Origin of the sequence: Deinococcus sp. Leaf326 (assembly GCF_001424185.1) — a bacterium.
Taxonomy (GTDB): Bacteria; Deinococcota; Deinococci; order Deinococcales; family Deinococcaceae; genus Deinococcus.
The window spans coordinates 1-21,877 of sequence record NZ_LMOM01000029.1 but is presented as its reverse complement, the minus strand read 5'-3'; the positions used below and the strand labels follow the sequence as shown (position 1 = coordinate 21,877).

General features: G+C 67.8%; 16 protein-coding genes, 1 rRNA gene, 1 other RNA gene and 1 pseudogene. 17 read left to right on the top strand and 2 right to left on the bottom strand.

Going from position 1 to position 21,877, the window contains the following annotated elements:
- Positions 1-227: 227 nt before the first annotated feature.
- Both rrf and ASF71_RS10515 read left to right on the top strand, forming a co-directional pair.
- A 5S ribosomal RNA gene (gene rrf / locus ASF71_RS10520) occupies positions 228-343 on the top strand.
- Between the two features lie 166 nt (positions 344-509).
- Positions 510-3,437: a tetratricopeptide repeat protein gene (locus ASF71_RS10515; protein ID WP_056299327.1), complete on the top strand. Its 2,928-nt coding sequence runs from the start codon at positions 510-512 to the stop codon at positions 3,435-3,437.
- A gap of 135 nt (positions 3,438-3,572) precedes the next feature.
- Here ASF71_RS10515 and ASF71_RS10510 read toward each other — a convergent pair whose 3' ends face one another.
- A complete protein-coding gene (locus ASF71_RS10510) occupies positions 3,573-4,655 on the bottom strand; it encodes a BMP family protein (protein ID WP_369814989.1) in 1,083 nt (360 codons plus the stop codon).
- Positions 4,656-4,974: 319 nt separating this feature from the next.
- On the opposite strand from ASF71_RS10510, the gene ASF71_RS10505 reads away from it, so the two are divergent.
- The 12 genes from ASF71_RS10505 (at position 4,975) to ASF71_RS10455 (ending at position 16,468) form a co-directional block, all read left to right on the top strand.
- Positions 4,975-7,059, top strand: a complete 2,085-nt coding sequence (locus ASF71_RS10505) for a hypothetical protein (protein WP_056299320.1) — start codon at positions 4,975-4,977, stop codon at positions 7,057-7,059.
- 61 nt (positions 7,060-7,120) lie between these two features.
- The gene (locus ASF71_RS10500; protein ID WP_056299330.1) at positions 7,121-8,080 is read left to right on the top strand and encodes an NAD(P)-dependent oxidoreductase; all 960 of its coding nucleotides are present in this window, start codon (positions 7,121-7,123) and stop codon (positions 8,078-8,080) included.
- Positions 8,077-8,946 (top strand): MBL fold metallo-hydrolase, encoded by an 870-nt coding sequence (locus ASF71_RS10495; protein ID WP_235514320.1) that lies wholly within the window; start codon positions 8,077-8,079, stop codon positions 8,944-8,946. Before ASF71_RS10500 ends, ASF71_RS10495 begins: the two co-directional genes overlap by 4 nt.
- The gene (locus ASF71_RS10490; RefSeq protein ID WP_056299313.1) at positions 8,939-10,264 is read left to right on the top strand and encodes a F390 synthetase-related protein; all 1,326 of its coding nucleotides are present in this window, start codon (positions 8,939-8,941) and stop codon (positions 10,262-10,264) included. Before ASF71_RS10495 ends, ASF71_RS10490 begins: the two co-directional genes overlap by 8 nt.
- Positions 10,261-11,292 (top strand): 3-oxoacyl-ACP synthase III family protein, encoded by a 1,032-nt coding sequence (locus ASF71_RS10485; RefSeq protein ID WP_056299310.1) that lies wholly within the window; start codon positions 10,261-10,263, stop codon positions 11,290-11,292. The genes ASF71_RS10490 and ASF71_RS10485 overlap by 4 nt, the downstream gene beginning before the upstream one ends.
- On the top strand, positions 11,289-12,380 hold the full coding sequence (locus ASF71_RS10480; RefSeq protein ID WP_056299306.1) for a glycosyltransferase family 2 protein: 1,092 nt from the start codon (positions 11,289-11,291) through the stop codon (positions 12,378-12,380). The genes ASF71_RS10485 and ASF71_RS10480 overlap by 4 nt, the downstream gene beginning before the upstream one ends.
- A gap of 259 nt (positions 12,381-12,639) precedes the next feature.
- Positions 12,640-13,116, top strand: a complete 477-nt coding sequence (locus ASF71_RS10475; RefSeq protein ID WP_056299304.1) for a (4Fe-4S)-binding protein — start codon at positions 12,640-12,642, stop codon at positions 13,114-13,116.
- Positions 13,117-13,126: 10 nt separating this feature from the next.
- A complete protein-coding gene (locus ASF71_RS10470; RefSeq protein ID WP_056299301.1) occupies positions 13,127-13,432 on the top strand; it encodes a GNAT family N-acetyltransferase in 306 nt (101 codons plus the stop codon).
- A gap of 202 nt (positions 13,433-13,634) precedes the next feature.
- The gene (locus ASF71_RS23690; RefSeq protein WP_156372729.1) at positions 13,635-13,817 is read left to right on the top strand and encodes a hypothetical protein; all 183 of its coding nucleotides are present in this window, start codon (positions 13,635-13,637) and stop codon (positions 13,815-13,817) included.
- Between the two features lie 45 nt (positions 13,818-13,862).
- The gene (locus ASF71_RS10460; protein ID WP_056299295.1) at positions 13,863-14,111 is read left to right on the top strand and encodes a hypothetical protein; all 249 of its coding nucleotides are present in this window, start codon (positions 13,863-13,865) and stop codon (positions 14,109-14,111) included.
- Positions 14,112-14,358: 247 nt separating this feature from the next.
- Positions 14,359-14,717: a transfer-messenger RNA gene (gene ssrA, locus ASF71_RS22625) on the top strand.
- A gap of 395 nt (positions 14,718-15,112) precedes the next feature.
- Positions 15,113-16,468 carry an MATE family efflux transporter gene (locus ASF71_RS10455; protein WP_056299292.1) on the top strand — a complete coding sequence of 452 codons (1,356 nt, stop codon included), beginning with the start codon at positions 15,113-15,115 and terminating at the stop codon, positions 16,466-16,468.
- 431 nt (positions 16,469-16,899) lie between these two features.
- Here the strand turns inward: ASF71_RS10455 and ASF71_RS10450 are convergent.
- Positions 16,900-17,283, bottom strand: a pseudogene (locus ASF71_RS10450) (helix-turn-helix transcriptional regulator); the annotation flags it as partial.
- A 376-nt stretch (positions 17,284-17,659) separates the two neighbouring features.
- Here ASF71_RS10450 and ASF71_RS10445 point away from each other — a divergent pair.
- The 3 genes from ASF71_RS10445 to ASF71_RS25090 all read left to right on the top strand — a co-directional run bounded on the left by ASF71_RS10445 (position 17,660) and on the right by ASF71_RS25090 (position 21,831).
- On the top strand, positions 17,660-20,041 hold the full coding sequence (locus ASF71_RS10445; RefSeq protein ID WP_056299284.1) for an acylase: 2,382 nt from the start codon (positions 17,660-17,662) through the stop codon (positions 20,039-20,041).
- Positions 20,042-20,259: 218 nt separating this feature from the next.
- The gene (locus ASF71_RS10440; RefSeq protein ID WP_056299281.1) at positions 20,260-20,520 is read left to right on the top strand and encodes a hypothetical protein; all 261 of its coding nucleotides are present in this window, start codon (positions 20,260-20,262) and stop codon (positions 20,518-20,520) included.
- Between the two features lie 366 nt (positions 20,521-20,886).
- Positions 20,887-21,831, top strand: a complete 945-nt coding sequence (locus ASF71_RS25090) for an alpha/beta hydrolase (RefSeq protein WP_369814990.1) — start codon at positions 20,887-20,889, stop codon at positions 21,829-21,831.
- Positions 21,832-21,877: the final 46 nt, after the last annotated feature.

The following is a 21,877-nucleotide window of genomic DNA, read 5'->3' as shown; positions in this document are numbered from 1 at the left end:
GACCACCGGGTCAAGAGGCCAGAGGTGCAAGCACAGCAATGTGCTCAGCTGACTGGTGCTCATCAGACGAGGTCTTGATCTCTCCTCTTCTTTCTGAACCTCGCAGGTCCATCATGTGTGTGGCAGTACCCAAAATCTAGACACCCCCGTGCCCACAGCGCTGTGGACCCACCCCACTCCATGCCGAACTGGGTCGTGAAACACAGCAGCGCCAATGATACTCGGCTGGCAGCAGCCCAGCGCTGTGGACCCACCCCACTCCATGCCGAACTGGGTCGTGAAACACAGCAGCGCCAATGATACTCGGCTGGCAGCAGCCCGGAAAAGTCGGTCAGTGCGGGGGTTTTTCTTTTTTCTCCCCAACACGGAACATTTGCGCCCTCTCTCAGAGGGCGCTTTTTTGTTGCCTGATTTCCGGGTCTGGGTTCACTAGCAGCATGAGCTCTCCTTTGGCCCTGTCTGGGAACACAATCAGGAGATGTAGACCAGTAATATGAGATGATAGAAGCGTGAAAATCTGGTTGCTGGGTGGGCTATGGGGTCAGGACAACGAAGCACCCGCACAGACTTCGCTCGCGCCCAACCTTAATACCTGGGTTGTGGCGATCCTCGCTGTTCTGGGCCAACCCATGTCCCGTGAAGCCCTGGCTGAACTGCTCTGGCCGGAGGTGGATTCTGCCGCGTCGTCGAACTCGCTTCGTCAGCGGTTGTTCCGGCTCAAGCAGACGCCGCTGGGTCAGGGCGTAGATGCTACAAAGGCTCTCATCCGGTGGACTGGCGACTCCGACGTCTCCGAGTTTCGGCGTCACCATGCCGCACGGGAGTGGGCGGCGGCGATTGCCCTCTATAAGGGACCACTCCTGCACGGCGTTCCCACACCAGATATTGAAGCGCTCGATTCGTGGGTGGAGGAGCAGCGGGCCCAGTTGCACGCCGACTATCTGCACGCCCTGTGGCAGTTGACCCGGCAGTATCAGCAGAGTGGTCAGGACCAGGAGCTCGTCGCCCTACTTCATCAGGGGGTGCAGCTGACGCCCGACGATTCCGGGCTCGTGGCCGAGCTGGCAACGACCTATCTGGCACACGAAGACATGGCCCAGGCCCGCAAGGTGATTGAGCAGCACCGGTCGTACCTCGACCGTGAACTGGGTGCGCCGTTGCCGCCTGCTCTAACCGATCTTCTGGGCCGTACCCACCGGACGCCGCCTGCACCCCGTTTAGCTCCTGTCGCCTGGGGGTTACCCAGCTTTCCGACCCGTTTTTTCGGCCGCGCCTATGAGAGCCGGATGTCTCTGGAGCAGCTCACTTCGCCGGAACTGACTGACCGCTGGCTCAGCATCGTAGGGCCAGGCGGGATGGGCAAGACCCGGCTGGCGGCCCACATCGCACGGCGCTACCTTGCAGAGCAGCGCCTAGGCGTCTATTTCTTCTCGCTGGCCCCACTCGAAAGTGAAGGGCACGTGTTGGGAGTGATGCTTCAGGCCCTGGGCGTCCCGGTCGAGGGGGAAGGTACGGCCCGTGAGCGGCTATTCCGGGCCCTGGGCTCCCGGTCGCTGCTCCTAGTGCTGGACAACTTCGAACACCTGCTCGGGATGGCCGATCTGTTGCCTGCTCTCCTGGAGGCCTGTCCGCAGGTACGTGTGCTCGTCACCTCACGCCAGCGCCTTGCCTTTCAGGCCGAGCGCGTCCTGAAGCTGGGTCGGCTCGGGGAGCTGGACCACCGCTCGGAGGGTGAGGCGACGGACAGCACCGCCCGGCTGTTCGTCGATCGGGCCCGCCGGGCGGACCTGACGTTCGATGGTCGTGGCCAGGAGCAGACCATGGCTCGGATCGTCGAGCACTGCGAAGGCAGTCCTCTCGCCATCGAGATGGCGGCAGCTCTCGTCGCCGAGTACCCGCTTGATGAGATTCTTCGGCGTCTGGGGGAAAGCTGGGACGCGCTGCAGACCTCCCTCCACGACGTGCCCGGGCGGCACCGGTCGCTGCGGGCCGTGTTCGCGCAGTCATGGCAGGCACTGCCGGGGCCGCTGCGGGAGGTCTATACGGCTCTGGCTGTCTTCCGTGCTCCCTTTACGTTGGGTGATGCGCAGGCGGCTGGGGCACAGGTAGATGACGTGCAGATTCTTGAGCAGCGCTCACTGCTGAACGAAGGGTACGACGGCCGGTACTTCTGGCACGAAAGTCTGCGTGCCTACGCGCTGGAAGAACTGGGTGACGCCCTGCAGCAGCGTCTGGAGTGGCATCTCGACCACTTCCTGGCTCTGGCCGAAGGGGCGGCTCCCCGGCTCAAGGGCCGGGAGCAGGCCCAGGTGCTCGGTACGCTGGCCCTGATCTATCCCGACCTGCGCAGCGCCCTGGGCTATGCCCTGCGGACTGGGGCGACCGGGCGCGGACTGCGGCTGGCCGGGGCGCTGCACTGGTTCTGGTACGTACGGGGCCTGTTCAAGGAGGGGCTGGCCTGGCTCGATCTGTTTCTCGAGCAGGCAGAGGAAGATCCTGTGCTCAGGGCGTCGTCCGCCTACGCCCTCGCGCTGCGCTGCGCCGGAGGCCTCGACCGCGACCGCGGGTACAAGTCGCAGGCGGTCGGCCGCTACGTCGCCGCGCTAGAGGTCTACCGCGCGCTTGCGGACCGTGAAGGCCAGGCTTCTGTCCTGCTCATGCAGGGCATTCTCTCGCGTGATCTCGGAGAGTACCCCCAAGCGCGCGAAGCGTTTGGTCAGGCCATGGCGCTGTGGCAGGAGATCCCGGATCTGCAGGGCCTGGCGACGACCTACAACGACCTGGGCATTCTTCAGGCGTACGAAGACAACTACCCGGCCGCCAAGGTGTCTTTTGAACGCAGCCTCGAGCTGAAACGGGAGGTCGGCGACGTACAGGGCGTGGCTTATGCGCTGGGCAACATCGCCAATGTCTCCGAGGACCCGGAAGAGGTCAGGGCTCTGGAGGCCGAGAGTTTGCGACTCAAGGAGGGGCTGGGCGACCTGCAGGGGTGTGCTGTGAGCTACTTCAACATGGGCAAGTCACTACAGGAGAGTGGTCGGCTGCCGGAAGCCGCCGACCAGTTCCACCGGTCGGTGCGGCTGTTCGTGCAGATTGGCAGTGCAGGACCGCGCGGAGTGCTCCTGAAAGACATCGCCCAACTGGCCATGGAGGTCCGGCAGTACAGGTGGGCGGCTGAGCTTTCCCTGGCCGCCCTCGAGCTGGAATCGACGACCGGATTTAAGATGCGCCCAGGAACACGAGAAGTGGTTCAGGACTATCTCGAGCGGACGACTACCCTGATCGGTACAGTAGACGTTCCCGCCTGGGCGGGCGTGCCTGACGAGGCGTTCCGGGCCGCCCTGGACTTCCTCGAAGAACAGTTCCCCCAGGTGCAGCTCTCGGCGGCGTTGCCCGCCTTGCCGGCACAGGAAGAACGGAGTGGCGCCTTGCCCTGACATAGACTAGACATGGACCGGAGAGACAGGGAAGGTAGCCGCCCAGGGACTGGAGAGACAGGCGGAGGAGAGTGGAGAGCCTGTGCCTGTCTTTCCTTGCTACACAGCCCAGTCTTGCCGGTGAGGCGGCCGGTATTACTTGGTGGGGACCTTGATCGCGCCGCTCATGATCTGCGTCTTGGCGGCCTCGACCTTCAGGACCTGCTCGCTGCTGATGAGCGAGCGGTTGTATTCGTCGACCGCGTAGCCCACGCCGCCGTCCTTGAGGCCGAAACGGCGCTCGCCACCCTTGAACTTGCCCGCCTTCACGTCCCGGATCAGGGCGTAGACGGCGTTGTCCACACGCTTGAGCATGCTCGTCAGGCCGTGGTTCAGGGTGCCGGGATTCTTATCGAAGTCGCCGAGGTAGTTCTGGTTGCTGTCCACACCGATGAAGAACATTGGGCGTGTGTCGCCGGCGCAGGCGGTCTTGTACCCGGTGCTCTTGACGACATTCTTGAAGTTGTCACTCGTGAATTTGAGGCCCGAGGGCAGCTGCGCGGCCTTGAGGCACTGGGTCTGGCGGATGTAGTCCACGACGCCGTTACCCGAGCCACCGGCAGCCGCGAAGATGATGTCGGCGCCGCGGCCACGCATGCCGGCCGCGATTTCCTTGGCCTTCGCCGGGTTGTTCCAGGCGGCGGGCGTGGTGCCGACATACTGCGCGAACACCCGCGCCTTGGGGTTGGCGGCCTTGACCCCGGCGGTGTAGCCCGCCTCGAACTTGTGGATGAGGGGAATGTCCATGCCGCCCACGAAGCCGACCACGCCGGTCGAGCTGTTCAGGGCGGCGAGGTAGCCCACGAGGTAGCTGCCCTGTTCCTCGTTGAACACCAGGCTGGCGACGTTCTTGGCAGGCGACACGTCATCGATCAATCCGAAGTAGAGATTCGGGTTTTCTTTGGCGACCGACGTGACGCTCTCGTTGTTGGCAAAGCCCACGCCGATGGTCAGATTGGTGCGGTCCTTGGCGAAGGCGCGCATCCCCTGGATGTTGGACACCGCGCTGCTGGGCTCGAAGTCCCTGGTCTGGATGCCGAGCTGCTTGGCGGCGCGGCCGGCGCCCTCATAGGCGCTCTGGTTGAAGCTCTTGTCGGCCTTGCCGCCGGAGTCGTAGGCCATGCCCACACGCACGGTCTGTGCGGCGGCGAAAGAAGTGGTTACGGCAAGGGTGAGCATGATCATATTGCGCATCGGAAATCCTCGGGAACATGAAATTGGGGTGGCAGTGGCCGGGGTCCGGGCCTCCACGCACCGTGCGGCCAGACGGGTCCGCACAGAGAAGGGACGAAGGGGGCGCAATTGGCCCGCTCCCCAGAATGAGAAAGGAACAATTGCGGCGTTGTCACAGGCGGGGCCACATTAATGGATCGGAGAACATAGAGGCGCTTCCTTCGCCGTGAGGCCGTTCGGAAACACATGGGGAGTGCGGCGGCCTCGCGATTGCAAGGCATACCCACCTGACCGGCCGAAAAGACCGTACACTGGTGAGCGCACTATGTATCTTCTCGCCCATGTGCCGGCCGCCCGCCGTATTCTCGATGAGGTCCAGGACCGTCTTGTCGCTCAGGGCGCGGCCCACCCCTTCGTCCAGGTGCCCGGTCAGCTGGAACCGGTTTTCTTCGACCTCTACACCGGCCTGTCCGTGACCGACCACGGCGCACCGCAGCCGGGCCTCGCCTGCGTGGCCTGCCCGCCCGGCTCGGGCCACGGCCTGCGGTACGAGTTCCGGGTCACCGCCCTGAGCGGCGAGACCGTCGGGCCCCTGGGCAGTTCATGCCTCTTTACCGGTGTCCTGGGTCAGGAGGAAGGCCGCCGGATCGGCAGTCGTCTGACCGATCAGGTCGGGGCACATCAGGTGCGCGAGGAGGCGCGAGAACAGGCGCGGCGGCTGGCCGAAGCCGAGAACTGGCGTGGCTATATGCGGAGTCAGGGTTTCGACTGGGTCTTGACGGCCATGGCGACGAGCGGCGGTCTGCCGCCCGAACTGCACGCGCTGCTGAGCGACCTGTGGGACAAAGAGCGTCCGCTGACCCGTCCCGCGCTGCGGCAGCTCGCGGCCCTGACTCAGGAACGTGAGGCTCCTCCCGAGTTCGGGGAGCCGGCTCTGACCGTGCCCCCGCCCCCACCCACGCCCCTGACCCGCCGCACCCGGCTGGAGGGCGGCCGCCTGAACGCCGCCGACTGGGACGCGTATCTGGGGCGCAACCGCGTGGCCCAGATCGTCCGGCACTGGGCTGAGATCGCTCCGGGGCTGGACCTGCCGGCCCGCACGCGCGCCTTCCTGACCGAGACGATCCGCGACCGTAAGCCCTTTCGCCTCGAAGACCTCACGCGCCTTCAAGAGCTGGGCCGCGACCCGGCAGTGCAGGCCCGGCTGCAGGACTTCGGTCCGGCCGAGCTGCCCGCCGCGCCCGAACGCATGGCCCCGGCCCCCGCGCGTGCCGAGCGGATCATGGACCCCGGCAGTGGTCTGGAGATGCTCGACGTGCGCCAGGACCCGCAGTGGCGTGAGGCCCAGACCTGGTACGCCGGGCTGCGCGCCGCGGCCCCCACGGACCTGTGGCTGCGCCTCCAGGCGACCTTTCAGGACGGGCGTATCCGTGCCGACGACTATGCCGCCCTGTGCCTGCTGCTTCAGGCCCTCGTGAATCCGCAGCCACTGTCGGCCTACCGCACGCCCCGGCAGTTCCTGACCCTGCTGGCACTGCACCTGGGGCAGAGCGGGCACTTCACCCGAGCGCGGGAGGTGCTCGACCCGGCGCGGCAGGCCGAGTGGCTGGCCCTGGCCGGCGCCGACTGGACGGAGTACGAGGGAGGAGAGGCGGCCGAGCTGCCCGCACTCCTGAGCCGCGTGCTGGCCGCGCCTGCCAGCCGTCCCCGCGCCAAGAAGGCGGTCAAGGCTGCCAAGGGGCAGACGCTGAAGGCCCCGACCACCAAGAAGGCGAAGCTGGAGAAACGCGGCGCGGCCCAGGACCCTGAAGCGTCGGCCCAGTCTGCGAAGGCGCACTCCGGAAAAGCCCAGGCCGTCAAGGCCCCGAAGGCGGCCAAAGTGAGCCCTCCCGCGATGCCGAAGAAGCAGGCGACCCCCCCGAAAGCCGCCGCCCCGCAGTCGGTGGAGCGCGCGCAGGAGGCGGTCGAGGCCCCGCTGCACCCCAGTCTGTCGCCCCTCCAGACGCAGTGGGCCGAGATCAAGGCGGGCTGGGGACTGGGGCTGGCCGAGCTCGTGCCTGCCGTGCACCGGCGCCGGATCGCCCAGGCGGTGCGCCAGGGGCAGAAGGAACTGACCGCCGAGCAGATCGGGGCGGTGCAGGGCGCGCTGCGGCTCTACCGCTTCGCGCGGGGGCAGGTACCCGTGTCGGCGCAGGCGGCTCCCGAGCCGCGGACCCCGGCCGGGTACTCTGCCGCCCTGGGGCGCCTGTTCGCCGAGCTGGAACTGCCCCACCTCCAGGCGGCCCTGGCCCAGCAGGGAGAGGACTGGCCTGCCGCGCAGGTGCCGCGCGCCTACCGCCATTTCGGGGCGACCGGCACTCTTACGCGCGACCTCCAAGTGGTCGCGGGCCTGCTGCTCCGGACCGCTTAGACGGGCGCCGCGCTCCGTTCCCGCGCGGTCGGTTAGGGATGGATGCTCTATGCTGCCGCCCATGCGGGTTCTGGTGACGGGCGCGACCGGATTTCTGGGGGGCGTGGTTGCGCGCCGGCTTACGCAGGACGGCCATACGGTGACCGGCACCGGACGCGATCCGGCAGCGGGCGAGCGGCTGCGGGCCTCGGGCGTGAACTTCGTCTCCGCCGAGTTGCGCCGCCCGGAACAATGGGAGGGCCTGCTGGACGGCGCGGACGTCGTGATCCACTCTGCCGCCCGCTCCACCCTGTGGGGCCGCTGGGAGGATTTCGTGGCGGACAACGTCACCGTCAGTGCCCGGCTGGCCCAGGCCTGCGCGCGCCGGGGACTGGTCCTGGTGCATGTCAGCACCCCGAGTGTGTACAACGCCACCGGCCATCATGTACAGGTGCCCGAAAGCCTGCCGGTCGGCCCCCGCTTCGACAGTCTGTACGCCCGCAGCAAGTTCATGGCCGAGGAGGCGGTGCGCCTGGCCCACCCGGCAGCGGTGGTGCTGCGGCCACGCGGGCTGTACGGGCCGGGTGACACGGCGCTCGTGCCGCGCCTCGCACGCGCGCTGCGCACCGGTCGCCTGCCGCGCCTCACGCGGGGCGAGGTCTGGACCGAGCTCACCCATGTGGACAACGCCGCCCACGCCGCCGCGCTGGCCCTGGCTCACCCGGTGCCGGGGCTGTTCAACGTCACCGACGGCGAGGCGGTGCCGCTGTGGGCGACCCTGGACCGCCTCGCCGACCGCCTGGGAGTGCCCCGGCCCCGGCGCTACGTGCCCCCGGCGCTGCTGGAGGGCGCGGCTGCCGTCCTCGAAACCCTGGCCCGGTTGCACCCACAGCGTCCCGAGCCGCCCCTGACGGCCAGCGGCGTGCGGCTGCTGACCCGCCCCATGTCGCTGGACCTGACCCGCGCCCGCACGCGGCTGGGTTACGTGCCCCCCGTGCAGCCGGGCGCGGGCCTGGACGATGTGCTGAGGCGGCTGCCGTGATCCGGCCGACCCCAGGGCCGGACCGGGTGGACGTCGTGCCCCTGGTGGCCGGGTTCTGTCTGAACGTTGCTGCGCTGACCGAGCGCGGCGCGCCCTGGCGGCTACGGGCCTACCCGGCGGGGTTCGCGCTGCTGTTTCATCCCCGGCGCGGGCCGGTGTTGTTCGACACCGGCTACGGCGCCGCGGTCCCGGCGGCTATGCGGCGTTGGCCCGGCGTGCTGTACGGCCTGGTGACGCCCGTGCGCCTGCCGGCCACGCAGACCCTGCCCGCCCAGCTCGCTCGCCTGGGCCTGATGCCCAGCGATATCCGCGAGGTGATCGTCTCTCACCTGCATGCTGACCATGTGGGGGCGCTGCGCGAGCTGCCCCGGGCGCGCTTCGTGCTCGATCCGCAGGCATACGCGCCGCTGCGGGCCCTGCGCGGCCTGCGGGCGGTGCGCCGCGCCTTCCTGCCCGAGGTGCTGCCGCCGGACTTCGGCGACCGGCTCTCGCCGCTGGTCTTTGCCCCCGCGCCGCCTGAACTGGCTCCCTTCAACCGCGCGGCCGACGTGTTCGGAGACGGGCTGGTCTACGCCCTGCCGGTGCCGGGCCATGCCCCCGGCATGGTGGCACTGCTGGTGCGCACCGGGGCTGCCGGGCCGGAAGGACAGGGCTGGACCCTGCTGGCCGGCGACGTGGCCTACCACGTCGGGGCGCTCCGGGAGGGGGGCGAGCCGCACCCACTGGCCCGCGCCGCCTTCTGGGACGTGCGCGGCGAGCGGGAGAGCCGGGCGAAAGTCCGCGCATGGCTTGCGGCGCATCCTCACGCCCGCGTGATCGTGAGCCACGACGTGCCTGAGTCTCCAGGGGAGACTCCACATGCCTGACCTCGACCGCCTGGTGGTGCTGGCGCATGCGCTGCGGGAGGGCCGTCTGCTCTTCCGCGAGCGCGCCGCCCTGGAACGCTACGCGGCGCGGCTGGCCCACGAACATCTGCGCTGGGTGGCCGCCCACAGCCCCTACACGGCGAGCCGTTTTCTGCAGGCGAGTCTGCCCCTGCGCGCGTGGCGCGATCTGCCGCCAGTCGGCAAGGCCGAGATGACCGCCCACTTCGACGTGCTGAACACAGCAGGCCTGCGTCTGGAGGAGGTGCGCCGCGTGGCGCGGCAGGCCGAGGAGAGCCGCGATTTCTCGCCTGAACTCGTGACCCCCGCCGGGCGCTTCACGGTGGGGCTCTCGACCGGTACCAGCGGCACGCGCGGGGTCTTCGTGGTGGGGCGCGCCGAACGCCTCGCCTGGGCTGGGGTCATGCTGCGCCGGCTGCTGCCGGGCTGGCCGCTGGGGTTGCTGCGTCCCGCGCGGGTGGCCTTCGTGCTGCGCGCCGAGGGCGGGCTGTACCGCAGCGTACAGGGCCGGCACCTGAGCTTCCATTTTCTGGACCTGCTGCGTCCGGTCTCCGAATTGGCGCGTGAGCTGACCAAACTGGACCCGACCCTGCTCGTGGGACCGCCCAGCGTGCTGCGCGCGCTGCTGGAGACTGGTGCCCGCGCCCACCCCGAGCGCGTGGTCAGCGTGGCCGAGGTGCTCGACCCGGACGACCGCCGCGCCCTGGCTGCCGGCTTCGGGCCGGTCGCCGAGGTGTATCAGGCGACCGAGGGCCTGCTGGGGCTGCCCTGCGCGCACGGGTCGCTGCACCTCAACGAGGCCCACGTCCACTTCGACTTCGAGGACCTGGGGGGCGGCCACCTGCGCCCGGTCGTCACCGACCTGCGCCGCCGGGTCCAGCCCCTGATCCGTCACCGGCTCGACGACGTGCTCGTGCTGGACACCCCCTGCCCCTGCGGGCTGGCGGCGCGGCGCGTCGCCCACATCGCCGGTCGGCAGGACGACGCGCTGCAACTACCAACCCGCGCGGGCGGGCAGGTCACCGTCTGGCCCGATTTTCTGCGGGGGGCGCTGGACCGCGTGCCCGGTCTGCGCGAGTACCGCGCCGAGCAGACCGGCCCGCGCACCCTGGCCCTGGGCTTGGACCCCGACGGGGCGGAGGTGCGTGCCGCCGCTGCCGCCGAGGTGAGCCGCGCTCTGGCCCGCAGCGGGGCCACCGAGCCGGAGGTCGTATGCGGGCCGCTGCCTCCCGCCGTGCCCGGAACCAAGCGTCGCCGGGTCGTGCGGACGTGGCAGGATGGAGGCGGAGGAGACGCATGACCGACCAAGCGAGCGCCGGATATAGCGCTGGCCACAGTGCCGAATCCCTGGGCCTGCGCATTCTCGCCACTGCCGAGGCGTTGCCGCGCCGGGTGGTCCCGACCGCCGAGGTCGCCGCGCGCTGCGGCCTGGACCCCCAGCTGGCCGAGGCCCGCAGCGGCGTGCGCGAGCGGCGCTGGCTCTCGGAGGGCGAGACCGCCCTCTCGCTGGGGGCCGAGGCGGCCCGGTGCGCGCTGGACGCGGCGAGCTTGGAGGTAGGCCAGGTGGACGTGCTGCTCAACGCCAGCGGCAGCCAGCTCCAGCCCATTCCCGACGGCGCGGCGCTGCTGGCGCGCGAACTCGGGCTGCGGGGGGCCGCGGCCTACAGCCTGCACGGCACCTGCCTGAGCTTTCTGCTCGCGCTGCATCACGCGGCGCTGCTGCTGCATGCAGGGCAGGCCCAGCACATCCTCATCGTGAGCAGCGAGGCGGGCAGCCTGGGCCTGAACTTTGCCCAGCCGGAGAGTGCTCTGCTCATCGGGGACGGGGCCGCCGCCGTGCTCGTGGGCCGCGCGGAAGGTGGGGAGGGGGTACAGGCCATGCGCTTTGAGACCTACCCCGAGGGCGCCGACCACACCCGCATCCGGGGCGGCGGGAGCCTGTTGCCGCCGGGGCACCCGGATGCGGGGCCACTGGACTTCACCTTCGACATGCAGGGGCGGCGCGTGCTGCGCCTGGCCGCGCAGGTCGTGCCGGGCTTTCTGGAGCGGCTGCGCCCCGGCCTAAGCACCGGCCTGCCGGGCATTGACCGGGTGGTGCCGCATCAGGCGAGCGCGGCGGGCCTGGAACTCATGCGCCGCTCGGGCTGGCCCCCAGAGCAGACGGAAACCACGCTGGCGACCCTGGGCAACGTGGTGGCGGCCAGCCTGCCTCTGACCCTGCACCGCGCGCTGTCCCGTCCGGCCGAGGTCGCGCCGGCCCCCCAGATTCTGCTCCTCGTGGGCACCGGGGCGGGCCTGAGCGTGGGCGGCCTCATCCTGCGGGTATGAAGGCGAGCGGGTTGGAGCGCCTGTATGTCCTCGGCGCGGGGGCTTTTTTCGTGGGTAAGGCGGCCACCCTGCTCCTCAACGCCGTGGTTTTCCCCCGGTTGCGGCCCCGGCCCACGCCGCCGGGGGCCGCGCGCGTCTCCATCCTGATTCCGGCGCGCGACGAGGCCCACACACTGCCGCTGACCTTACCGGGCGTGCTCGCGCAGGGAGCGGGTGAAGTGCTGGTCCTTGACGACCACTCGGCCGACGGTACGGCGGGTCTCGCGGCCGCGCTGGGCGCGCGGGTCATCCGGGGCGCGCCCCTGCCGCCCGGCTGGGTGGGAAAATCCTGGGCCTGCGAGCAAATGGCCTGCGCCGCAGGCGGCGACCTCCTGGTTTTTACCGACGCCGACGTGTTCTGGCGCCCCGGCGCGCTGGGTGCAGTGCTGCACGCGCTGGAGACCAGCCGCGCCGACCTCCTGACCGTCCTGCCGCGCCACACGGGCCTGACCCCAGGTGCGCGGGGGCTGACGCCGCTGGTGGACGCCGTGGTCCTGGGGTGGCTGCCGTACCTGCTGCTGCGCACGCACTGGCCGCTCGCCACCGTCGCCAATGGGCAGCTCATGGCTTTTCGGCGGGCGGCGTACTGGCGCGCCGGGGGACACGCGGCCGTGCGCGCCGACATTCTGGAGGACACCCAGCTGGCCCGGCGGCTCAAGGCCGGAGGGGGGCGGGTTGTCCCCGCGCTGGGGCAGGCATGCGTGGAGGTCACGATGTACCGGGGCTACCGTGAGTCGCTGCGCGGCTTCGGCAAAAATGCCCTCGGCGTGCACCTCGACTCACGCGCCCTGCTTCTCGGGCTGGGGGTGTGGCATCTGCTCGTCTATACGGCGCCGTGGCTGTTGCCGGCGTCGCCGGGAGTCCGGGCGCTGCGGCTGGCAGGCGTCGCGGAGCGCGCGCTCGTGAACCTCGTCTCCGGGCGCCGCCGGGTTCCCGACCTCGCCGAGGGACTGCTCGGGCCGATCACCCCCCTGCTGGCCCTACCGGCCTACGTGCTGGCCCTGCGCCGCACCGTGCGCTGGAAGGGCCGCGAGTACCCGGCGCGCTGAGCCGGGCAGGGCAGAGGAGTCCACGCCCGCATGGCGAACGGGTCGAGGGGGAAACGTTAGGCAGCGCAGGGGACATCTCCCGAAAAGCACGCTTCTGGGGAACCGCCTCGGGCTGTGGGAATGAGGAGAGGTGACCTGACGAAGGCGGCCGGTTCTGGCGTGCACCGAGAAACATCCGGGCCAGCAATGGACGAGTTCGGGTGGCGCGTCTGGGAAGATCCGTGCCCGATGGGATACGTTGAGAGCAGAGGGAGATCCGATGACTGAACAGACGAGTGCTGCGCCGGAGCAGTGGGGCCGCGCCTATACGGCTCCGGACATCAGCGTGTATTACGACAAGGCCCGGTGTATTCATTACGCCGCCTGTGTCCGCGGGCTCCCACAGGTCTTCAACCCTGCGGAGAAGCCCTGGATTCGGGCAGATCAGGCCCTTGCCGAGCAGGTCGCCGAAGTGGTCCGCCGCTGCCCCACGGGGGCACTGCACTACGTCCTGCGCGAGGGAAGTCCCGAACAGCCCGGAGCTGCGACGGTAGAGGCGCGGGAAAACGGCCCGCTGTTTCTGCGCGGCGACCTGACGGTCTATGCCCCCGAGGGCTCGGTGCCCAGCGGCACCGTGAAAGACACTCGCCTTGCCCTGTACCGCTGCGGTGCCAGCGACAACAAACCCTACTGCACTGGGGCCCACCGTCAGATCGGTTTCCAGGCCGCTGGTGGGCAGAAGATCAATACGGACTGAGGAGACTTGTATGGCCGAAGTGACCCGCAACGATGAGCAGCACCGGTATGAGCTGCGCCAGGATGGACGACTGCTGGGATTCGCCGAGTTCAGGGCGATCGGGGACCTTGCCGTCATGCTCCCGCATACCGAGATCGAACCGGGCCACGAGGGAGAGGGACTGGGTGGGCAGCTGGCCCGGACGGCGCTGGAAGATATCCGCACCCAGGGCAAACTCGTGGTCCCGATGTGCCCGTTCATCGCCGGCTATATCCGCAAACACCCCGAATACCTGGACCTCGTTCATCCCCAGCAGCGCGGCGTATTTCATCTCTAGACGACGTCCCGATCCGCCCGAGCAGGAACTCCCATGGCCCAGGGGTGTAGCAGCAAGAACTCGAGGATATCTGGTTGCGGTATTGGCGGGCCGAGTGCTGGAGTCCGGCCGCCAGAGCGTACCAGCGCCGAGAGGCCGTCTCCACACGGGGGCTCCCCGGTCGTCTGTGGACAGGCGTGGAAGCGACTGCTTACGCTGAAGCATGGACAAGCGCACCGAATCCTGTCATCCGGACCGCAGCGCGCGTGAGATTGAGGCCTGGCTCGAGCAGCAGCGGCGCCGTGTCCAGGAGATTGTGGCCCGTCGAGAAGAACTCGCGGCCACCGAAGCGCGGCGACGCGCCGAGTGGGAAGCGGTACGGCGGCGCTGGGAAAATCTGGAATGAAAAGACTCTCACCATGCCGAACAGTCCGGAAATCTAGGGTGAGCCATGCAGGGAAACGACGTCCTGTTGGGACTGCAGGTAAGCAGAAGTGATCTGACGAGCTGGTTGACCCAGCAGGAGCTCCTGGTGGCCCGGATCGCCCGACATTCCCTGAATGTGGCCGTCCTGTCCTGGGAAGACCATCTGATCCTGGCAGAAGAGCTCTGGCGCCGGCCGCCGTCTCCCGCGCTGTATCCGGTGGCAGTTCCCGCGCCGCCCTCCCAGCCTTGCCTTCAGCAGCCGGGATTCCTGTGACGCGGTTCTGTTCTACCGGCACTCTAGGCAACCGGCCTGACCCGGAGGCGGGAGAGGAGGTCGGCGCGATCTCATACACGGCCAGCGTTTCCGGACCCGAATCCGGGGTGCTGCCAGGAGGCTTGACTAGGCCGAGAAAGGGCGGACGGACTAGCCTGGAGCAGTGAACCATCCAGGGTAGTCAACGGCAACTGTAAGCCAGTCGAGCCGGACAGCCTCCGGCAGTGGTATACTTCTGGGACCTGATGGGGACGCCCCGGTTTCGACGGTGTTCGTTGACGGTGAAGTAGCGAGCCGAGGATGGTCGTTGGCCTCGTAAATCATTCGACCAAAGCCTTTAACTGGCAACAACAGCGACTCGTTCGCAATGGCTGCTTAATCCCAGCCCAGCAACCGTAAAGCCCGGCCATTGGCGCTACGCGAGCTGACACAAAAGATGGCTAGCTGATCAGTGTGTCTCGAACTGAACAGTGAAACTTAGAGGCTGGGTCAAAACGGAGCGTGTCCTTGCGCGCCCGATGACCGACATCTAAATCAAGGACTACGCTCGTAGAAGCCCGCCCGAAATGGCATTGGACGAGGGTTCGACTCCCTCCGTCTCCACCACCAGAAGTCCCGGATTTAGGTCCGGGGCTTTTTTCATTTCTCTGGCAGACGAGACAGGCAGCCATGTTCCGGTCAGGCCTGGATACGGCGTGTACAGCCTGCCCACTCGCTTGGATAAGACTGGGTGGTGAGACCGTTCCCCAGCGTTGAGGCTCTTGCGGTGACGATCTGCTGGTCTCGACTCGGAGCAGGAACACCTGTGGTGTCCCAGTCCCAACCTGCAAGGCAGGTCGATTCCGTGTTCCGGCCGCTGGTGACGCGGCCGGCGTCGGTACTTTAGAGAATCAGTAGCTTGATGTTGAGATTGGGCAGGGGACTCGTGCCCGGTCGGGTCTTGTGGGCAGAGCTGCCGAACCGACCCTACATCTGCCCCAAACCTAGCTACACTCCCCGACGTGGCGTTTTCCTCGACAACCCAGGCCGAACTGCGGTCTCTGCTCAAACTGGCTGGGCCAGTCGTACTCTCGCAGTTCGCCTCGAATGCCCTGGCCCTGATCGCCACTGCCGTGATCGGTCGGCTGGGCGCCGCCGAATTGGCCGCTGCCGCGTACGCCAACGCGGTGTACTACTTGGTGTTCATGATGTTGACCGGGGTCATGCTCTCGGTCGCGCCCAGAGTGGCTCAGGCCCACGGCGCAGGGCATCCGGCGGGCGTGGCCCGCGCCCTGCACGGGGGCCTACGCCTGGCCCTGCTTCTGGCTGCCGTCGTCCTGCCGCTCATGTGGGGAGTCGCCAGTCTGCTGCCTCAGCTGGCGCCCACCGACATCCGCGCTGATCTGTCGGCCCAGTTCCTGCGGGTGTATTCGCTGGGCATGCTCCCGACCCTAGTGTTCATCGCGCTGCGCGGCGTGTTCGAGGGGACCGGACGGCCCCAGGTCGTGACGGGGATCGCCTTTGGGGGGCTGCTGTGGGCGGCGCTGCTCAGTCCCTCGCTGGCCTTCGGCTGGGGGCCCCTTCCGCGTCTGGGGCTGCTCGGAGCCGCGACCGCCAGCGCCTCGGCAGCGTGGGTCATGGCCCTGGCTCTGTGGCCGCTGGCCCTGCGCCGGGCGGGCAAGGCCGACCTCCAACAGATCGGCCATGAGGTCCGCGCCCTGTTCAGGTTGGGCTGGCCGATCGGTCTGACTCTCGGAGCCGAGGGCGGTATGTTCACCGTAACCACCCTGCTGATGGCCCGTTTCGGCGCGGACGTTCTGGCTGCTCACAACATCACCCTTCAGGCGATCACCGCCATTTTCATGATTCCGCTCGGCATCGCTTCGGCCACCGGGGTCCGGGTGGGTCAGGCAGCCGGCGCGCGCAACTGGGCCGGTGCCCGGCGGGCCGGCCTTCTGGGTCTGGCGCTGTCAACTACCGTCATGTTGGTGTTCGCGGCCCTGGAACTGCTGGCACCGCGGACCATCCTGGGTGTCTTCGTAGACGTGCAGGACCCACGGAATGTGCAGCTCCTGGCCACAGCCACCCTGTTCCTGAGCATCGCCGCGCTGTTTCAGACGGTGGACGGGTTGCAGGTGACCGCCAACGGCGCGCTGCGCGGACTGCAGGACACGCGCGTTCCGCTGTACATCTCCCTGGTGGCGTACTGGTTGGTGGGCCTGGGTCTGGGGAGTCTGCTGGCCTTCGGTCTGGGCGTGGGGGCGCGGGGGCTGTGGTTCGGCCTGACTGCGGGGCTGATCTTTGCAGCCTCGGCGCTGGTGTGGCGTTTTCTGACGCTCACCGCCCGGCAGAACAGGAAAGAAGAACTCTACCCGTAGAGAGGCCCTGCCAACCGGGCGCAAGCCCACCCGACGCCCGGGCGCCCTCTCGAAACGACGCACTCCGTCGTAGCTGCGTCACCATTCAGAGGGCCAAAGTTCACCTGCAGGTCCAGAAATACGGACATAAAGAAGAAGGCGACCCGGAGGCCGCCTTGATTTCTCAAATATAGCCTGCTATGCAGGCGATGTCAATCTATACGCACGAGTCCGGAAAAGGTGTCGTGCAAGAAGAACCTGCCTCTGATGAGGTGGGGTTATGCATCTGATCGGCCGGTTCGTCAACCCTCTGAGCCGGATCTGGGATCGAGCCAGAGGCCGGACCTCCTGCACCCAGGGACCGTGGGATGATCCAGATTGAGGCACAGACGCGCGCCGCAAGACGTAACGATGGCGAAGAGGTCGCCGTCGTCCAAGAGGCTAAAGCTGGCTCACCCCGGATAGAGGGTGAGCTGATATCCGTCTGGATCCTGGAGCGTGAATATCCGTCCGAAAGGTCCGGGCTTCTGCCGCAGCAGGCGGACGTTTTCCAGCAGGAACGAGACTTCCTCCCGCCGGGCCGGGTCCAACACGGCGGCGATCTTGCGTGACACCTGCCGCGCGGCTGCCTCTGGTTCCACTCCGAAGGGTTGCGCGGTGAAGTCACTGCCCAGCAGCATGACGGCTTCCTCCGCACTGAACTGCAGAGCGAGCAGGAAGTCACCGGGCATCAAGGTGTAGCCCTGACCGGGCATGCTGATGATGGGCACGTCTGCCTCGTTCAGAGCCAGAACGTCGCGGTAGATGGTCCGCTTGGAGACCTGCACCTGCCGGGCGAGGTCCTCGGCGCGTCCCCGGTCGCGTCCCTGTCATTCCAGCATGATGGTCGACAGTCGGTCCGTGCGGTTCATGCTAGGCCCAGCTTAGGGCCTGCGAAGAGGTAGGGGAGATGTGTCGCCGGGTTCTGCTTCGCGGCGCAGCGGAGTGAGGCTGTCGGCCGTCACCACCATCTGCCGCTGGGGCGGGATTTCAACGTCCTTGGGAGGCGGCTCCGGCGGTCTGGTGCGCCGTGTCCGAAGGGACGGAACTCACGCACTCTGTAACTCGGTTTCCATTTCGCCAACTCGGCCCCACGATACTGAAGCTGCTCACAATCTGCACCTCCACCTTTAATCGCCCTTGTCGCTGCGGCGACGAGAAGGAGACGTCTTCATGCCCACTTCCAGATCTTCCCTGCGTGTTTCTCTGGCTGCCCTGTCTCTCGCTCTTCTCGCGGGGCAGGGGCTGGCCCAGGGCGCTTCTCTGCCCCGTTATCAGGTAGATATTCAGCGGACGGCCTACGGAATCCCGCACATTCTGGCCCAGAATTTCGCCAGTCTGGGCTACGGCGTCGGTTACAGCTACGCCCAGGACAACCTCTGCCTGCTGGCCGATCAGGTCATCACGGTGCGCGGCGAGCGCTCCCTCTACCTGGGGGCCGAAGGGACGACCACCGTGGGGTTCCAACGTGTGGGCAATCTCGACAGCGACGTGTTCTTCAAGGCCATGATCGACGTTCCGGCCCTTCAGCGCGCCTACACCCAGGGATCACCCGACGCCCGCGCTCTCATGCAGGGATACGCCGCCGGGGTCAACCGTTTCCTGCGGGACACCCCTGCCTCTGCCCGGCCAGAGGCCTGCCGGAACGCGCCCTGGGTCAGGAACATCACCGAAGCCGACATGATGCGCCTGCTGGAGGAAAAGGCCATCCAGGCCAGCGCCGGCTCATTCGTCACCGCTATTGCCCGTACACAGCCGCCATCGGCGCCCACAGGTCTGGTGCCCCCCGCTGATCTCGCGGCCTTCAACCGCCAGCACCGCATCAACGATCTGCCCATCGGCAGTAACGGCTGGGCCTTTGGGGCCCAGGCCAGCAGCAATGGCCGCGGGCTGCTGCTGGGCAATCCGCATTTTCCCTGGACGACCACCAACCGCTTCTACGAGATGCATCTCACGGTTCCGGGCCGCGTGGACGTGATGGGAGCCAGCCTGGGCGGCATGCCCCTGATCAATATCGGGTTCAACAAGGATGTCGCCTGGACCCACACCGTCTCCACGGACAAGCGCTTTACCCTGAGCGCCCTGTCGCTGGTCCCCGGTCAGCCGACGCAGTATGTCAAGGACGCTCAGCCCCAGACCATGACGCCCCGGACCATCTCGGTCCGAGTCTTTCAGGGCGCCGGCAAGCCCCTGAGAGTTGAGAGCCGGACCCTGTATTTCACGCCCGACGGTCCCCTGGTCAACCTGCCGCAGGCGGGCCTGAACTGGACGGCCCAGAACGCGTTCGTGCTGCGGGACGCCAACCGCCTCAACACCCGGATGTTGGACACCTGGCTGGGGTTCGGAGAGGCCCACACGGCCGAAGATATCCGCGAGGCCCTGAATCTCCAGGGCATTCCCTGGGTCAACACCATTGCCGCCGACCGCGCCGGAAAGGCCCTGTACGCCGACATCTCGACCTCCCCGAACGTTTCGGCGGCGCAGCAGAGTGCCTGCACCCCTGCTCTCTTTGTGCCCCTGTTCGCGGCGGCGGGTCTGGCCGTGCTCGACGGCTCACGCAGGGCCTGTGACTGGGCTGTCGACCCGGCCTCGCGCGTGCCTGGCCTGCGCGCGCCCTCGAAACAGCCCCTGCTCATCCGGCAGGATTATGTTCAGAACAGCAACGACAGCGCTTGGATGACCAATCCGGCGGCGCGGCAGGAGGGCCTTGATCCCATCGTCGGTGCCACCAATACCCCATTGGGGATGCGGACCCGGATGGGCCTGCGGGAGATCGGAGCGCGCCTGGGGGGGCGGGACGGACAGCCGGGCACGCCCTTCGACCTGAAGTCGGTTCAGGAAACCCTGTTCGCCGACCGCAACCTCAGCGGCCTCCTGATGGCGGACGACGCCCTGAAGCTCTGCCAGGATCAGGCGTCCGTGACGTTGACGGCGGGCGCAGTGGTGGACCTTCAGGCGGCCTGCGCGGCCCTGCGGACCTGGGACCGGCGCAGCGACCTGGACAGTACGGGGGCGGTGCTCTGGCGGGAGTTCTGGAACCGGGCACGCCAGATCCGCGGGGTCTACGCAGTGGCCTTCACGCCGGCCGATCCCGTCGAGACTCCGCGCGGCCTGAACGTCACCGATCCCGCCGTCCGGGCGCAGCTTCTCCAGGCGCTGGGCGAGGCGGTGCAGGCCCTCAACACCAATAAGATCGCTCCAAGTACCCCCCTGGGAGCGGTGCAGGGCATCACCCGCAATGGTGTGCGGTTTCCGCTGCACGGCGCCCCGGACTACGAGGGAGTGCTGAACAAGATCGAGCCCCCGGCCCTTTCGCCAGCGGGCTACGAAGGCGTGACCGGCAACAGTTCGAGTTACATCCAAACCGTCACCTTCGATGAAACGGGGCCGGTGGCTCAGGCCATCCTGACCTATTCGCAGTCCAGCGACCCGGGCTCGGTGCACTATGCGGACCAGACGGCGCTGTTTTCCCGGAAACAGTGGGTCACGTTGCCCTTCACGCCCGCGCAGATCCAGGCCGACCCCACCAGAACGGCTCTGCGCCTCGAGGAGTAACGACCTGGCCTGGGAGGGCCGGGGTGCAGAAGGTTGAAAGTAGTCCTCTTTTGGTGAGGTCCGGGCCTGCCCTCCCTGGCGACTACGGAAGCAGCTCCCTGCCGCCAGCGGTCTGGCGGGGAGCCAAGTGAGGCCGTTGAGTGCCGCTCTGGGCTGAACAGCCCATATACAGCGGCTAGGCCCCATTTGGAAATTGAGTTCCGGGGTAAACTGAGCGGATGCTTATCCTTCAGGGCCGCTACCAGGTTTCACCGACCAAACGTCTCACCATCTCGGCTGAACCCCGTCACGCCCCCGAGGGCGCCTTCCTGCTCGATCTTCAGGCGCTCCAGCAGGCCTGTGGGCTCAACGACGGCCAGTGCAAAATTCAGTTCAACACGGCCCACGGCGTCATGCAGGGCACGCTGTTCGAGCGGCCCGGACGCCGCTACGACCACCGCCTGTACGAAGGCCACGTCGCCTTCGTGCCGCAGGCCTGAGTCACCGCCCGACCCAGCGCAGAGGCCCGGATGAGTGTTGAGTTGACGGCGTACCTGTCCCTTCTGGGGTGGCTGGTTCCCACGCTCCTGGGGCTGACGTGGCACTTTGCCGACGCCCTGGTGTGGGCCCTGCCGGTACGCCGACCTGTTCACCGGNCCCTTCTGGGGTGGCTGGTTCCCACGCTCCTGGGGCTGACGTGGCACTTTGCCGACGCCCTGGTGTGGGCCCTGCCGGTACGCCGACCTGTTCACCGGACCCGGATCACCGGAYTGCAGCGTCTCGTTCCTGCCGCCTCCGCACAGGYGCAGGAGAGGGTCACGGSGGTRCTSACCCGCAACCGGACCACCCGGCGGCCGGGGGTGCTGATGCTGGAGTGGGACACGGCTCAGGAAGGTGCCCGCATGGCCCAACTGGGACCCGTGCTGTCCCAGACGCGCCGCACCGTCACGCGGGCGGTGCAGTGGCAGGAGGGCCCCCTGCATGTCGGTCAGGTTGTGCGTCCCAGTACCCTGGGCCTGGGGGCGCCGTCTTCCCGCGGCCTGCCCTATCAGGAGGTAGGCGTGCCGGCGCCTCACGGCGAGATGCCTGCCTGGCTGGTCCGGGGAGGACCGGCTCCCGGCGCCCCGCAGACCGACTGGGTCATCCTGACCCACAGTTACAAGGGCCTGCGGCAGGACGCCCTGCGGATTCTGCCGACCTTCGCGCAACTGGGCCTGACCAGCCTGACCATCACCTACCGCAACGCACACGGCGCGCCCCGGACCCCTCAGGGGGTCTACCGGTTGAGCGCCGAGGAATGGGAAGACCTTGAGGCGGCCGTCCGCTACGCCCAGGCGCAGGGCGCGCGGCGGATTGTCCTGATGGGCTTCAGCATGGGCGCCGGCATTACCCTTGCCTTCCTGCGCTACAGCGCCCTGGCCACGTCGATCAGTGGAGTGATTCTGGATTCGCCTCCGCTGGAATGGCGCTCGCTGATTCGTCATTTTGCCCGGCGCTACTACCTGCGCCCACTGGCGGGGTTCGTGGAGTGGTTGACCGTCCTGAAGAGCGGCCAGGACTTCGACGCGGTGGACCACCACAGCGTGATGCACCTGTTTTCGACCCCTATGCTGTTGTTCCACGGCAGCGCTGACCGGACGGTGCCGGTCACCCACGCGGAGCGTCTGGCCCAGGCGCGCCCCGATCTCGTCGAGTATCACCGGGTTGAGGGTGCCGAGCATCTGCGGCCCTGGAATATTGATCCAGAACACTACCAGAACATGTTGAAACGCTTCGTGCAGCGTGTTCTRCCAGACGTGCGGCAGAGTTAAAGTGGAAGATGGGGAGGGCTGGGGGGCGGGCGAAAGGACCAACAGG

What these genes read in the sequence shown, in the direction of transcription:
- ASF71_RS10510 (WP_369814989.1), bottom strand. Translation starts at nt 4,655, where the DNA reads ATGCTCACCCTTGCCGTAACCACTTCTTTCGCCGCCGCACAGACCGTG.
- ASF71_RS10505 (WP_056299320.1), top strand. Translation starts at nt 4,975, where the DNA reads ATGTATCTTCTCGCCCATGTGCCGGCCGCCCGCCGTATTCTCGATGAG.
- ASF71_RS10500 (WP_056299330.1), top strand. Translation starts at nt 7,121, where the DNA reads ATGCGGGTTCTGGTGACGGGCGCGACCGGATTTCTGGGGGGCGTGGTT.
- ASF71_RS10490 (WP_056299313.1), top strand. Translation starts at nt 8,939, where the DNA reads ATGCCTGACCTCGACCGCCTGGTGGTGCTGGCGCATGCGCTGCGGGAG.
- ASF71_RS10485 (WP_056299310.1), top strand. Translation starts at nt 10,261, where the DNA reads ATGACCGACCAAGCGAGCGCCGGATATAGCGCTGGCCACAGTGCCGAA.
- ASF71_RS10480 (WP_056299306.1), top strand. Translation starts at nt 11,289, where the DNA reads ATGAAGGCGAGCGGGTTGGAGCGCCTGTATGTCCTCGGCGCGGGGGCT.
- ASF71_RS10475 (WP_056299304.1), top strand. Translation starts at nt 12,640, where the DNA reads ATGACTGAACAGACGAGTGCTGCGCCGGAGCAGTGGGGCCGCGCCTAT.
- ASF71_RS10470 (WP_056299301.1), top strand. Translation starts at nt 13,127, where the DNA reads ATGGCCGAAGTGACCCGCAACGATGAGCAGCACCGGTATGAGCTGCGC.
- ASF71_RS23690 (WP_156372729.1), top strand. Translation starts at nt 13,635, where the DNA reads ATGGACAAGCGCACCGAATCCTGTCATCCGGACCGCAGCGCGCGTGAG.
- ASF71_RS10460 (WP_056299295.1), top strand. Translation starts at nt 13,863, where the DNA reads ATGCAGGGAAACGACGTCCTGTTGGGACTGCAGGTAAGCAGAAGTGAT.
- ASF71_RS10445 (WP_056299284.1), top strand. Translation starts at nt 17,660, where the DNA reads ATGCCCACTTCCAGATCTTCCCTGCGTGTTTCTCTGGCTGCCCTGTCT.
- ASF71_RS10440 (WP_056299281.1), top strand. Translation starts at nt 20,260, where the DNA reads ATGCTTATCCTTCAGGGCCGCTACCAGGTTTCACCGACCAAACGTCTC.